The sequence below is a fragment of the Pseudomonas lundensis genome (genome assembly GCF_001042985.1).
In the GTDB taxonomy this organism is placed as follows: domain Bacteria; phylum Pseudomonadota; class Gammaproteobacteria; order Pseudomonadales; family Pseudomonadaceae; genus Aquipseudomonas; species Aquipseudomonas lundensis.
Genome location: NZ_JYKY01000016.1, coordinates 49063 through 62807, shown reverse-complemented (window position 1 = coordinate 62807; position 13745 = coordinate 49063). Strand labels below are relative to the sequence as shown.

Sequence of the window (13745 nt, the reverse complement as noted above, 5' to 3'; positions counted from 1 at the left end):
TGCGTCGGTCGCTCTCACAAGCGGGCGTTTTGACCTGCTCACCCTGATGAGGAATCACCATGCCCAAACGTCTTCCCGTAACAGTGCTGTCAGGTTTTCTCGGTGCAGGCAAAAGCACCCTGTTGAATCACATCTTGCGCAATCGTGACGATCTGCGCGTGGCCGTCATCGTCAATGACATGAGTGAAATAAATATCGATGGAGCTGAGGTTCAGCGCGATGTCACCCTGAACCGTGCGGAAGAAAAATTGGTGGAACTGAGCAATGGGTGTATCTGCTGCACCTTGCGCGAAGACCTTTTAGAGGAAGTCAGCAAATTGGCCAAGGAAGGCCGTTTCGATTATTTATTGATCGAATCCACCGGCATTTCTGAGCCTTTGCCTGTCGCTGAAACATTCACCTTTCGAGATGACGCGGGTCAAAGCCTGGCGGATATCGCACGTCTGGATACCATGGTGACGGTCGTGGATGGGCTTAACTTTCTGCGCGATTTTCAGGCCGCCGAGCAGTTGGCGTCTCGCGGTGAAACCCTGGGAGAAGACGACGAGCGCTCAATCACCGACTTGCTGATCGAACAGGTCGAATTTGCAGACGTCATTTTGATCAGCAAGATTGATCTCATCAGCCGGGCCGAACGTGAAGAACTAAAGGCCATCCTTCAGCGATTGAACGCGGAAGCAGAAATTCTCCCAATGGTGATGGGAGAAATTGCGCTGAAAAAAATTCTCGATACCCGCCGTTTCGATTTTGAGCGTGCCGCCCAGTCGCCCGGCTGGTTGAAAGAAATGCGCGGGGAACATGTACCTGAAACCCAGGAGTACGGCATCGCTTCGACGGTCTATCGTGCGGTTCGGCCTTTTCACCCTGAGCGTTTTTTTAACGTTATCGACCGGCCCTGGACCAACGGTAAATTGCTGCGCTCCAAAGGTTTTTTCTGGCTGGCGAGCAAGTACCAGGAGGCCGGTAGCTGGTCTCAGGCAGGGGGGCTGATGCGGTATGGATACGCGGGTCGCTGGTGGCGTTTTGTACCCCAGGATCAATGGCCTGAAGATGCAGAAACTCGCGCCGAAATCCTTAAAAAATGGCTTCCTGAGACAGCAGATTGTCGTCAGGAATTGGTGTTTATCGGTCAGCACATCGACTTCAACGCACTCACCGTCGAACTAGATGCTTGCTTGCTGACCGATGCTGAAGTCGCAATGGGCCCTGAAGCCTGGCTACAGCTGAGCGACCCATTTGGCGACTGGTACAGCGAGGTGGCCGCGTGATGAAGGCTGACGCGCGCCTTATTCAACATGCGCAGGGGAAAGCCCCGCAGGTGTTGACGCGCATCCACGAGGAAGGCGTAAACATGGCCGTGTGGCAACGCGCATTGCCGGTCCATATCGCAGACTTCTGTGCGCTGTTGTTGTCACTCGATGAACCCCTGGCGCAAGCCTTGAGCTTCGAATTACCCGATGAAAATACACCGCCCAATCTGCAAGGGCTGGCGCAGCGATTCTGCGACCTGGAAGGCTATACGGGCTTCATGGCAGATGTTTGCTGGCTAGTCAGTGCCTATGCGTGCCTGCTTGGGGCCAAGCGCGTTGGACTGCGCCTCAGAGCCCTGGATAAAGCCATGTGTCCGCGCTTTCATGTGGACCATGTGCCCGCACGACTGGTGACGACTTATGCCGGGCCGGGCAGCGAGTGGGTAGAAGAAGGCGTGATGGATCGTCAGCATTTAGGCAATGATCAGGCTGAGGGCCCCGACAGGACGTTCATTCAGCAGATGAGCGCGGGAGACGTCGCGCTGCTTAAAGGCGAAAAGTGGCAGGGCAATCAGGGGGCGGGTTTGATCCATCGTTCACCGGCATTGAAAACCGGGGAGCGACGGCTGATTTTGACCCTCGACTGGCTCGCCTGAGGCATATTGCAGCCTTGGATTCCTACAGAAGCGGGCGATGATGTTGCACAACATTCCTACTCATGTGATCGCCGGGCCGCTCGGTGCAGGTAAAACCAGTCTGATTCAGCACCTGATGGCACAGAAGCCTGCACACGAACGATGGGCGGTTTTGGTGAATGAGTTCGGGCAAATCGGTATCGACGCGGCCTTGATGAGTTCGGCAGATGATCAAATCGCGATCGCTGAAGTGGCGGGCGGGTGCGTGTGTTGCGTGAACGGTGCGCCTTTTCAAATTGGCTTGAGCCGCCTTTTACGCAAGGCAAAACCCGACCGCCTGTTCATCGAACCCTCTGGCCTTGGCCATCCCGCGCGCATCCTCCAGCAGTTAAGCGTGACGCCCTGGCTGGGTGTTTTGGCGTTACAACCCTGCGTCATGGTTCTGGATACCGAAGCGCTCGCTCAGGGAAAACCCTTGCCGCAAAGCCAGCGCGAAGCCCTGGAAATGGCCGGTTTATTGGTCATGAATAAATCTAATAGTGTGGAAAAAGAGCAACGTGAGCAGATTGCATCATGCCTGCCAAAGTGCCCTCTGCTATGGACCGAACAGGGCTACATCCCGCTAAATACGCTGCCTGTAGCCACTATTAGCGATATTCATGCTGTGGATAACTCGTTGATTTATAAGGATTTTAATTCACTTGGCAGTATTTTTTCCGGGCCTGAGACGCCCATTATGGTGTTCAGTCAGCAGCCTGAAGGGTGGAGTGCCGGCTGGAAATGGCATCCCTCGCGCCAGTTTGATCTGCAAGCGCTGAACCGATGGCTTGAAGGCCTGAATTGGCTGCGTGCAAAGCTGGTTGTTCATGGGTCTGCGGGCTGGATGTCCTCAAATTCGCTGAAAAATCGGCTGGAACCCTGGAAAAACGCTGAATGGCGCAAAGATTCACGTATTGAACTGATCTTCGACGCCCCGCAGGACCTGAATGCCCTGACAGAAGGCCTGCAACAATGCCTTTCGCACTGAGTTTCCTCTGAAAAGTGCCAATCTGTACTGGTAAAGTTGTCCTACAATTTGTGCTGATTGCGAAAAGTTGAGCTGAAAATATCCACTGGAAAGCGTCTATTTAGGGGTTTTCTGGCGTTTTAGTGCAATCTGCAAGAAAGTTATCCACAGGTCGCCTAAAAAGCGTAGAGAAGGTTGCCGCGTCCCAGGAGAGGATCAAGTTTCTCCCGGGTTCGGCACTATTGGCGGGGTTTGGTGTGTTGCTGGCGCCATTGGCTCAGTTCGATGACTTGAGCGCTGGGGATATCGCGCTGTTCAGGCTCTGGTTCAGCCTTGAACGGGTAGGGGGCCAGTTCAATTTTGGCGCTGTGGGCTCCAAATTGAGTGATGGTGCCCGCATGGCGCTGATCACCGGTGACGGTGAATTCAAAGTTATACACACGGGCCAGGCGGCGATTGCCCTTGGCGTCCGGGATAAAGGCGATCTTCTTCAGGGCCACGTTTTCATCGAGTAACTCGATGTCGAGTTTGTTGCAGTGCTGTTTGACGCGCTCCAGCGCCCGCTCGCGCATGCCGTGGTTGTGCCACAGCCAGGCAGCGCCTGTTGCCAATAACATCAGCACAAACATATTTCCAAGGGTCAGCATCACATGTGCTCCAACAGAGTGGGCTCAGCTTAACTGCGTCTTCAGCCTGTCGTACAGGTTGCTTTTCGTCGCATACTGCGTGGCTTGAATCCACACGCAGTCTGGAAGCCGGCATGAAACGTACGCCTCACTTACTCGCCATCCAATCCCACGTGGTTTTCGGCCATGCCGGCAACAGCGCGGCCGTTTTTCCCATGCAGCGCGTGGGCGTCAATGTATGGCCTTTGAATACCGTGCAGTTCTCAAACCACACTCAGTATGGCCAATGGGCTGGCGAAGTGCTGGCCCCGGACCAAATTCCGGCGTTGGTTGACGGGATTGCCGCCATCGGTGAGCTGGGCAACTGCGACGCCGTGTTATCCGGTTATTTGGGCAGCGCTGCGCAAGGGCGAGCCATTCTCAGTGGGGTCGCGCGGATCAAGGCCGTTAACCCCAACGCGCTGTACCTGTGCGACCCGGTCATGGGGCACCCGGAGAAAGGCTGCATTGTGCCGTACGAAGTCAGTGATTTTTTGCTGAATGAAGCGGCCGCCGTGGCCGACTTTCTGTGCCCCAACCAGTTGGAGCTGGACAGCTTCTGTGGTCGTCACCCGCAGTCGCTGTTCGATTGCCTGGCGATGGCGCGCAGCCTGTTGGCACGCGGCCCCAAGGCCGTTCTGGTCAAGCACTTGTCCTACCCTGGCAAGCCGGAAGAAAGTTTCGAAATGCTGCTGGTCACCCCTGAAGGCAATTGGCACCTGCGCCGCCCGTTACTGGCGTTTCCCCGTCAGCCCGTCGGTGTGGGCGATTTGACGTCCGGCTTGTTCCTGGCGCGGGTATTGCTGGGAGACAGCCTGGTCGCCGCGTTCGAATTTGCCGCTTCGGCCGTGCATGAAGTGCTGCTGGAAACCCAGGCGTGCACCAGCTACGAACTGCAACTGGTGCGTGCCCAGGACCGTATTGCTCACCCGCGAGTGCGGTTTGAGGCGATGCCGATCCACCTGTAAACCCCGTTTGCTGGCGATAAAACCTTCCCGGTCATTCAAAAATGACGGAATGGGCTGAATCGCCAGTACGCGTGCTCCTACAGGAGCGGCTGAGGTTTACAGCGTCTCGTCTTTCAATTCCTGATAGCGTTTTTCCAGTTCCTGTCGGATCTGGCGACGCTGTTTGCCCTGGATAAAGCGACGTTTGTCTTCGCTGTTAACGGGCTGTAAAGGCGGTACAGCCGCCGGCTTACGATCATCGTCCACCGCCACCATGGTGAAGAAGCAGCTGTTGGTGTGACGCACGGAGCGCTCACGGATGTTTTCAGTGACGACCTTGATCCCCACTTCCATCGACGTGGTGCCGGTGTAGTTGACCGAGGCCAGAAAGGTCACCAGCTCACCGACATGCACCGGCTCGCGAAAAATTACCTGATCGACTGACAGGGTCACGACATAGCGCCCGGCATAGCGGCTGGCACAGGCGTAGGCGACTTCGTCGAGGTACTTGAGCAGGGTTCCGCCGTGAACATTGCCAGAAAAATTGGCCATGTCCGGGGTCATCAAGACCGTCATCGACAGTTGGGCGTTTCCGGGTTCCATAGCAGCAGGCTCGCGGTAATGTTGCAGCAGTGAAAAAGGTATCTCTGTGGATACTTTTCGCGTTTTTGAAAGCTTCAACAACGGGACGCTGCCGCACGGGCTGCCGTCACGCTCTGGCGCACATGTTTCCACATATTGCGCTGCCTTTCTGCGGTAAATCCCGGTGTTAACCTGCAAACGCCCGTTTCCCGGGTATTTCCTACACTTCAAGCGTCCGCTACGCACAGAGTAATCCTCTGTGTCTGTCGTTTTGTTTCCGGACAGCACTCACACAAGGAGGCGACACGTCATGCATGCCATCAGTTTTATTCAGGATCTGGCAGTCATCATGCTGGTCGCAGGTGTGGTGACCATTCTATTTCACCGTTTCAAGCAGCCCGTGGTCTTGGGGTACATCGTGGCGGGTTTCATCATTGGCCCGCATACGCCACCGTTTGGCCTGATTCACGACGAACAGACCATCAAAACGCTGGCGGAGTTGGGGGTGATATTCCTGATGTTCTGCCTGGGGCTTGAGTTCAGCCTGCGCAAACTGTTCAAAGTGGGCGCCACGGCGTTTATCGCGGCGTTCATGGAAATCACCCTGATGATCTGGATCGGCTATGAGATCGGCCGCTGGTTCGACTGGAACACCATGGACGCGTTGTTCCTCGGCGCCATTTTGGCTATTTCGTCGACCACGATCATCGTCAAGGCGCTGAACGACCTGAAAATGAAAAACGAACGGTTCGCACAGCTGATTTTTGGCGTGCTGATCGTCGAGGACATTTTGGGCATCGGGATTATTGCCCTGCTTTCCAGCATCGCCGTCAGTGGCAGCGTGAGCCCGGAAGAGGTGTTCTCGACCGTCGGCAAACTCTCGTTGTTCATGATCGTGGCATTGGTCATTGGCATTTTGCTGGTACCCCGGGTACTGGCTTATGTAGCGCGGTTTGAAAGCAATGAGATGCTGCTGATTACCGTGCTGGGGCTGTGTTTTGGTTTCTGTCTGCTCGTGGTCAAGCTGGAGTACAGCATGGTGCTGGGGGCGTTTTTGATCGGCGCAATCATGGCCGAATCCCGGCAGCTGCTGAAAATCGAAAGGCTGATCGAGCCGGTGCGTGACCTCTTCAGTGCGATCTTTTTCGTCGCCATCGGCTTGATGCTCGATCCTGCCATCTTGTGGGAATACGCTCTGCCAATAGTCGTCATTACCTGTGCGGTGGTACTGGGCAAGATGTTGTCCTGTGGCTTGGGTGCGTTTATCGCAGGCAATGATGGACGGACCTCGCTGAGAGTCGGGATGGGGCTCTCTCAGATCGGAGAGTTTTCATTCATCATCGCGGCACTGGGCATGACCTTGCAGGTCACCAGCAGCTTCCTGTACCCCGTAGCGGTCGCTGTGTCGGTGCTGACCACCCTGATGACCCCGTATTTGATTCGCGCCGCTGATCCGCTCTCGCTCAAGCTGGCGCAGATCATGCCCAACCGGGTGTCGCGCGTGTTCGGGCTCTATGGCGAATGGCTGAGCAGTATTCAGCCCCAGGGCGAAGGGGCACGGTTGGCGGCGATGATTCGCAAGATCTTGCTGCAAGTGGGTGTCAATCTGGCCCTGGTGATGGCCATATTCTTTGCCGGGGGGTATTTCGCCCCTCGCATTGCGGTGTATTTGCAGGGGTGGGTGATGAAATCGAGCTGGCAGCATGGCTTGATCTGGGGCGCCGCGTTATTGCTGTCGCTGCCGTTTCTGATCGCGGCGTATCGCAAACTCAAGGCACTGTCGATGCTCTTGGCAGAGATGGGGGTTAAACCCGAGATGGCGGGGCGGCACACACAGCGCGTCCGTCGCGTGATTGCTGAAGTGATCCCGATTCTATCGTTGCTGGTTATCTTCTTGCTGCTGTCAGCCTTGTCCGCCAGTATCTTGCCGACCAATGAACTGCTGATCGTGATTGCGGTGGTTGCAGCCGGGGTCGCGGCGGTGTTGTGGCGCTGGTTCGTGCGCATTCACACGCGCATGCAAGTGGCCTTGCTGGAAACCCTCGACAACCACAAGGATGTGGGCCACTAGCGGCCTGGTTTATCTTCTGCAGGAGCGAGCTTGCCTCGTGATGGGGATGGTGCTCAGCCCCTCTCGCGCACGCTCACTCCTGCAAAGCAACTGGCGGGTGTATCAGCTTTCCAGCCAGACATCCCGTGCCCAGTGCCAGACCGATTCCCATGTCTCTTCGGTAACCAGCTCTTCTTCGGCGGACCACAGCACGACCGTGCCGTCTTCCTCGACGCAGTAGTAGTCGTCGCCGTCCTGACAGATAGGGATCAGGCTGCGGTCTACGCCCGCATCCCATGCATTGGCCGCGACGTCAGGCAGGTAGGTATGCGATTGCGGGTCGGTCACAGTGACCGGTTCCAGGCTGCCATACACCACGTCGCTGACCGTCAGCAAAAACTCTCGGAAAACAAAGGGAATATCGATGAACAGCTGTTCTTCGATTTCCACCAGCAAATCTTCGTCAGGCAGTTCCAGAGGAACCGGGACGGGTTCATTTGCCTCACGCAATTGTTCAATGATCTCTTCCACGACCTCAATCCTCATACTCTAATGGCGCGGTTTTATATGACGCGCTTTATACAGTAGCTCGTTATAAGTGCAATCGTGAAATGCAAAGCCCCGGACAAGTCCGGGGCTTTGGTTACAACCTGTTAAGCGAAATCGATCAGCCGTTCTGACGGATACCGGCTACAAGCCAAGGCTGGTTTTCACCTTGAACGCGTTCCATGTTCCAGCTTTCGCTGAAGGCTTCACCCTGATCAAAACGTGAGGTTTTGGAGAGGCCGCTGAACGTCAGTGTGGCGATGGTTTTATCGGCGCGATCGTCCAGGCCGTCCAGCTGAACGGTCAGGTTGTCGATGTACGTCGAGTTGAAGCCATCACCCAGATCAGCGCGCTCGCGCTTGAGGAATTCAAGCATTTGCGGAGTCACGAACTCAGCGATCTTGTCCATTTCGTTAGCGTCCCAATGCTGTTGCAAGGACTGGAAATGGTTGCGCGCGGCTTCCAAAAAGCTCTGCTCGTTGAACCAGGCGGGCGCGTTGATGACCGGGCGTGGCGCCGCGGCAGAAGAACCGCCACCGAAGATCGACGCAGTGGCTGGCTTGGCGTCGAACGCTTCGCGCTGCATCGGTGCGTGACCCGCCGGGGCCAGGTCAGCTTGTTGCTTGCGACGACGCGCGGCGATGAAGCGGAAGATCACAAACGCAATGACCGCCATGATCAGGATGTCGAAGATCTGCATGCCCTGGAAGCCGTCGCCCATGAACATGGAAGCCAGCAGGCCGCCGGCAGCGATACCGGCCAGAGGGCCAAGCCAGCGTGAAGCACCACCGGCCTTGGCAGCTGCGCCAGCAGCGGCAGGGGCTGCGGCTGGAGAGGCAGGGGCTGCGGCTGGAGAGGCAGGAGCGGCTTGGCGAGTCTGGTGGCTAGGCGCCGAACCAAAACTTTTGCCGCCGCCGAAGCGCTTGGCATTTGCGTCGAGACTCATCGTCAAACCGATGCACAACGCCATGGCGATGCTAAGAAAACGTTTCATAAAGGGAATTCCCATTTGTGGATGACACGCGCGCCATGGTGCACAGGTGAGGTGTGACTGGCTAGCGGTGAAGTGTTTCGGGTTTTTGCCTAATTTAGAGTAAGACGTTTCTTTGTATTCTGTAGTTCACGTTGAAAAGACACGATTGTCGACTCAGTGGGACCCACGGTACGGCGTCTCTAGCGCTTGAGCGCCAGCATCACCACGCCCGCCGTGATCAAGCCGATTCCGCCCCATTGCCGCAGGTCGAGTTTTTCGCCCAGCAGCCATACACCGATGATCGCCACCAGTACCACGCTGAGCTTGTCCACCGGTGCGACGAGTGACGCGGGCCCCAGTTTCAAGGCGCGGAAGTAGCAAAGCCAGGATGCCCCGGTCGCCAACCCCGACAACGCTAAAAACAGGTAACTGCGTGGGGAGATCGAACTCAGCGGCTGATACTGGCCTGTGGCGTAAAGAATCAGCGCCAGGCTGACCAGCACCACTGCGGTACGCAACAACGTCGCGAAGTCGGAATTGACGTGTTCGATTCCGACCTTGGCAAAGATCGCCGTCAGCGCGGCGAACGTGGCTGACAACAGGGCCCAGAATGTCCAGGAAGAAAAAAAGCCTGAGCCCATGTTGCCTACCTTATCGTCCGATGGCTGTCGGGTTGCTGTCAGACCGCCTCAAGTTTGGCGTAGCCCATCATCAGCCACTTGCTGCCTTCAGAGAAGTTGACCTGCACCCGCGCCTGCGCACCGGCGCCCTCGAAGTTGAGGATCACACCTTCACCGAATACCGCATGCTTGACCATCTGACCCAGTTTGAATTCGGTTTCCGGAATCTCCGAACCCCCAAACAGGGTGCTGGCGCTCTGCTGTTGACCGCCGCCGAAAGGGCGGCTGACGCTGTTGGACAAACGCACTTCCTGAATCAGCCCTTTTGGCACTTCACGTACGAAGCGTGAAACCTTGTTGTAGGTCTCACTACCGTAAAGACGTCGGGTCTCAGCATAGGTCATCACCAGGTTCTGCATGGCCCGTGTGATGCCCACGTACGCCAGTCGGCGCTCCTCCTCAAGACGACCAGGCTCTTCAAGGCTCATCTTGTGCGGGAACAGGCCTTCTTCCATGCCCACCAGGAACACGTAGGGGAATTCCAGCCCTTTGGCGCTGTGCAGGGTCATCAACTGGATGCCGTCTTCGTGCTCTTGCGCCTGGGTGTCGCCGGCCTCCAGCGACGCATGGCCGAGGAATGCGGCCAACGGTGTCAGTTCTTCGTCTTCTTCCGTGTTCTCGAAGTTGCGCGCGGCGCTGACCAGTTCCTCAAGGTTTTCTACCCGGGCCTGGCCTTTCTCACCTTTTTCAGCCTGGTGGTAGGCAATCAGCCCGCTTTGCTCGATCACGGTCTGGGTCATCAGATGCAAAGGCATCTCCATGACTTTTGCCGCGAGGCTTTCGATCAATTCGACAAAACCGGCAATGGCACCCGACGCACGGCCGGGCAGCGCTTTATTGGCGATCAGCTGGCGCATGGCTTCCCACATCGACACATCATTGTGACGTGCGTGTTCACGAATCGCTTCGACGGTTTTTTCGCCAATACCGCGAGCCGGGACGTTAATCACCCGCTCCAGTGCAGCATCATTCCCACGGCCTTCAAGCAAACGCAGGTAGGCCATGGCGTTCTTGATCTCGGCGCGTTCGAAGAAGCGCTGGCCGCCATAAATTCGATAAGGAATGCGTTCGCGCAACAACGCCTCTTCCAGTACCCGTGACTGGGCGTTGGAGCGGTACAAAATGGCGATGTCGTTGTGCGCCAGCCCGGTTTTCAGCGCGCTTTCGATGGTTTCAACCACGTAGCGGGCTTCATCGTGCTCGTTGAATGCCGCGTACAGATTGATCGCTTCGCCATCGCCGCCGTCGGTCCACAGCTCTTTACCCATACGCCCGGTGTTATTGGCAATCAGCGCGTTGGCAGCCTTGAGGATGCCCGCAGTGGAGCGATAGTTTTGCTCCAGACGAATGGTTTCGGCGTCGGGGAAGTCTGTGGAGTACTGGTAGATGTTCTCAATTTTGGCGCCGCGCCAGCCGTAGATCGACTGATCGTCATCGCCGACCACCATCAAGCTGTCGCCACCCTTGGCCAGCAAGCGCAACCAGGCGTATTGAACGGCGTTGGTGTCCTGGAACTCGTCCACGAGAATGTGCCGGAAACGCTTTTGATAGTGCGCCAGCAGGCCCGGGTTATCGCGCCACAGATCGAGCGCACGCAACAGCAACTCGGAGAAGTCGATTACACCTGCGCGCTGGCACGCGGCCTCATAGGCCTCATAAATGCTGCGCATGGTGGCCAGGAACAAATCGCCGCTGGCCTGAATATGTTTCGGACGCAGGCCTTCGTCTTTTTGACCGTTGATAAACCACTGCGCCTGACGCACTGGCCAACGCTGTTCGTCCAGCCCCAGTTCCCGAATTACACGCTTGACCAAGCGTTGCTGGTCGTCGCTGTCGAGGATCTGGAAGGTCTGGCTCAGCCCGGCTTCTTGCCAGTGAGCGCGCAGCAGGCGATGCGCCAGCCCGTGGAACGTCCCGACCCACATGCCGGCCGGGTTGATCCCCATGAGCTGTTCGATGCGATGACGCATCTCGGCAGCGGCCTTGTTGGTGAACGTCACCGACAGGACGGAGTGGGGTGAGGCGTTCTCGACCTGGATCAACCAGGCGATACGGTGCACCAGCACACGGGTTTTGCCGGAACCTGCGCCGGCCAGGACCAACTGACGCCCGACACTGGCCGTGACGGCCTGACGTTGGGCATCGTTGAGGGAATTCAATAAGAGAGAGAGATCTTCGCGCATCGGGGCATTCTAGGGTGCTGGCTCAAACCGGGCAAACGCCAATCCTGTTCCCGCGGGCCGTCTGTCGCAGCTTCGACACGCGTCTTTGAAAAGGCAGGGCGCGCATCTGTTAATTGCGTGGCGTTATTTCGTCTTTTTAATGACGTGTCTCAGTTTGGTCGTGAGCATTGCTTGTGTATGCTCGGGCGACTTTTTTGGCTCATCCACTGATAAGAATATTGCCAATGATTCAGGGTCTTAGCGCGTCGGGTGTGTTGATCGGCACCGGGCTCGGTTTTTTTCTGACTGTGCTGGGGGTTGCTGGCTGGCAAGTCAATCAGCGCCGTCGTGGGAAATCTCAATCTTTGCCGACACTGCCAGAGGCGCAGTCCGCGGCTGCGGAGCGTTTACGCGAGGCTGAGCAGCGACGCCTGGCGGCCACCGTCTTTGAAGCGGCCAGCGAGGGCATTGTGATCCTCGACCCGGATTACCGCATGTTGGCGGTGAATCAGGCATTCAGTCGATTCAGCGGTTATGCGGTTGAAGAACTGGTCGGCCGCCGCGTGAGCGAGCTGGCGTGCAGCCGCGATGCGCTGCGCCACTTCCCGGTCATCCAGCCTGTTTTGGAACAGCAGGACCGCTGGCAGGGTGAGCTGGTTGAAACGCGCAAAACCGGCGAGTTGTACCCGCAGTGGCTGCAATTGAAAGTGGTGCGTGATGATGACGGGCGCATCAGTCATATCGTGGCGTTTGTCAGCGACCTGTCGGCGCGGCGCCGCTCCGAAGCCCGTGTTCGCCACCTTACGCACTTCGATGAACTGACCGGGCTGGCCAATCGCCTGTTGTTCAAAGAGCGGCTTGAAGAGGCCAATCAACGGGCTCGCCAAGGCGCGCGTAACCTTGCCCTGCTGTACATCAACCTGGATCGATTCAAGCTGTTGAACGACAGTCTAGGATCAGAACTGGCCGATCAGGTCCTGCACAAAGTCGCCAGACGCCTGACCAAAGCGCTGCCTGAAGCCGACACCATCGCGCGGTTGTCAGGGGATGAGTTCGCTGTGTTGTTCGACTCCTACGCCAGCCTGACCAGTCTGGCGCGGGTCGCGACGCGGCTGCTGGCCAAGCTGGGCCGGCCGCTTATGATTGAGGGCCATGAACTGGTCATCAGCGCGTCCATGGGGATCAGCCTGCTGCCCGACAGTGCGCGAGACATCGCCACGCTGGTCAGTCAGTCGAATCAGGCCATGCTCCAAGCCAAGCACTTGGGCGGCGGCAGTTTCCAATTCTTCAGCCACAGCTTGCAGCACAGCACCCTGGAGCGCTTACAACTGGAAAACCAATTGCGCAAAGCGATTGCCGAACAGCAACTGACCGTCTTCTATCAACCCAAAATGTGTCTGGCGACGGGCCGTATGAACGGAGCCGAAGCACTTGTGCGCTGGGATCACCCCCAGTTGGGCAGCGTGCCGCCGGGCGATTTCATCGGCCTGGCCGAAGAGACCGGGCTGATCGGGCCCATCGGTGAGTTTGTGTTGCGCGAGGCGTGTCGGCAGGCCTGCCAATGGCAGCGCGAAGGGCTGGCGCCGATACGGGTGTCGGTCAATTTGTCGGTGCACCAATTACGGCAGGGCAAGCTGGTCAGTCTGGTGCGTCAGGTGCTCGAAGAATCCGGGCTGGCGCCGCAGTATCTGGAGCTTGAATTGACGGAAAGCCAGCTGCTCGACAGCGTTGAGTCCATTATTTCGACCTTTGAGCAGTTGCATCAGTTGGGCGTCAAACTGGCGATTGACGACTTTGGCACCGGGTATTCCTCCCTCAGTTACCTCAAACGGTTTGCCGTGGACTACGTCAAAATCGACCAGACCTTCATTCGTGGCGTGGGGCGCTGCGCTGAAGACGAAGCCATCACCAAGGCAATCATTGCGATGGCTCATAGCCTTGAATTAAAGGTCGTGGCAGAAGGCGTGGAAGAAGACGTGCAACTGGCTTTTCTCAAGGCGCAACAGTGCGACGAAGTGCAGGGGTATTTGATCAGTCGTCCGATTAACGCGGCCGCTTTGGGCGATTTATTGCGCAGCGATGTAGTCTTTTTGTAGTGCTCAAAAGGGCTACATAGAGCGCGGGCGGCCTGAATAGGGGAGAAAGCCGCGGTTTTAGTCGTGGATTGGTTGGGCAGAAAACGAATTCTTGTAGTATAACTACAAGATTGCTACATCCCGGCCATCCAACCCTTTCAGACCGAGTCCTGC

The 13745-nt window shown here is 57.0% G+C and carries 11 protein-coding genes and 1 pseudogene; 6 read left to right on the top strand and 6 right to left on the bottom strand.

From position 1 onward, the window contains the following. Window positions 1-59: 59 nt before the first annotated feature. From zigA to TU74_RS14110, 3 genes are read left to right on the top strand one after another with little or no spacing between them, the layout of a single operon-like run. Complete coding sequence (gene zigA, locus TU74_RS14120; protein ID WP_047296554.1) at window positions 60-1268, top strand: zinc metallochaperone GTPase ZigA; 1209 nt, start codon at window positions 60-62, stop codon at window positions 1266-1268. Further along, window positions 1268-1906: a DUF1826 domain-containing protein gene (locus TU74_RS14115; protein WP_048376888.1), complete on the top strand. Its 639-nt coding sequence runs from the start codon at window positions 1268-1270 to the stop codon at window positions 1904-1906. Before zigA ends, TU74_RS14115 begins: the two co-directional genes overlap by 1 nt. A 40-nt stretch (window positions 1907-1946) precedes the next feature. Beyond that, window positions 1947-2912 (top strand): CobW family GTP-binding protein, encoded by a 966-nt coding sequence (locus TU74_RS14110; RefSeq protein WP_048376898.1) that lies wholly within the window; start codon window positions 1947-1949, stop codon window positions 2910-2912. Window positions 2913-3130: 218 nt separating this feature from the next. Here the strand turns inward: TU74_RS14110 and TU74_RS14105 are convergent, their stop codons facing one another. Next, window positions 3131-3538: a DUF3301 domain-containing protein gene (locus tag TU74_RS14105; RefSeq protein ID WP_047279036.1), complete on the bottom strand. Its 408-nt coding sequence runs from the start codon at window positions 3536-3538 to the stop codon at window positions 3131-3133. 113 nt (window positions 3539-3651) lie between these two features. Here TU74_RS14105 and pdxY point away from each other — a divergent pair, with 113 nt between their 5' ends. After that, entirely contained in the window at window positions 3652-4524 is an 873-nt protein-coding gene (pdxY, locus tag TU74_RS14100; RefSeq protein ID WP_047279037.1) for a pyridoxal kinase PdxY, read from the top strand. Window positions 4525-4620: 96 nt separating this feature from the next. Here the strand turns inward: pdxY and TU74_RS14095 are convergent, their stop codons facing one another. Further along, window positions 4621-5106 carry an acyl-CoA thioesterase gene (locus TU74_RS14095; RefSeq protein WP_047279223.1) on the bottom strand — a complete coding sequence of 162 codons (486 nt, stop codon included), beginning with the start codon at window positions 5104-5106 and terminating at the stop codon, window positions 4621-4623. Window positions 5107-5395: 289 nt separating this feature from the next. Here TU74_RS14095 and TU74_RS14090 point away from each other — a divergent pair, with 289 nt between their 5' ends. Beyond that, entirely contained in the window at window positions 5396-7156 is a 1761-nt protein-coding gene (locus TU74_RS14090; RefSeq protein ID WP_047279039.1) for a cation:proton antiporter, read from the top strand. A 102-nt stretch (window positions 7157-7258) separates the two neighbouring features. Here TU74_RS14090 and TU74_RS14085 read toward each other — a convergent pair whose 3' ends face one another. The 4 genes from TU74_RS14085 to uvrD all read right to left on the bottom strand — a co-directional run bounded on the left by TU74_RS14085 (window position 7259) and on the right by uvrD (window position 11517). Next, on the bottom strand, window positions 7259-7666 hold the full coding sequence (locus TU74_RS14085) for an SMI1/KNR4 family protein (RefSeq protein ID WP_014720555.1): 408 nt from the start codon (window positions 7664-7666) through the stop codon (window positions 7259-7261). 136 nt (window positions 7667-7802) lie between these two features. Continuing rightward, entirely contained in the window at window positions 7803-8675 is an 873-nt protein-coding gene (locus TU74_RS14080) for a Tim44 domain-containing protein (protein WP_047279713.1), read from the bottom strand. A 179-nt stretch (window positions 8676-8854) separates the two neighbouring features. Continuing rightward, window positions 8855-9295: an EamA family transporter gene (locus TU74_RS14075; protein WP_048376887.1), complete on the bottom strand. Its 441-nt coding sequence runs from the start codon at window positions 9293-9295 to the stop codon at window positions 8855-8857. 38 nt (window positions 9296-9333) lie between these two features. Beyond that, entirely contained in the window at window positions 9334-11517 is a 2184-nt protein-coding gene (gene uvrD / locus TU74_RS14070; RefSeq protein WP_048376886.1) for a DNA helicase II, read from the bottom strand. Window positions 11518-11915: 398 nt separating this feature from the next. Here uvrD and TU74_RS14065 point away from each other — a divergent pair. Further along, window positions 11916-13592: pseudogene (locus TU74_RS14065) on the top strand (putative bifunctional diguanylate cyclase/phosphodiesterase); the annotation flags it as partial. Window positions 13593-13745: the final 153 nt, after the last annotated feature.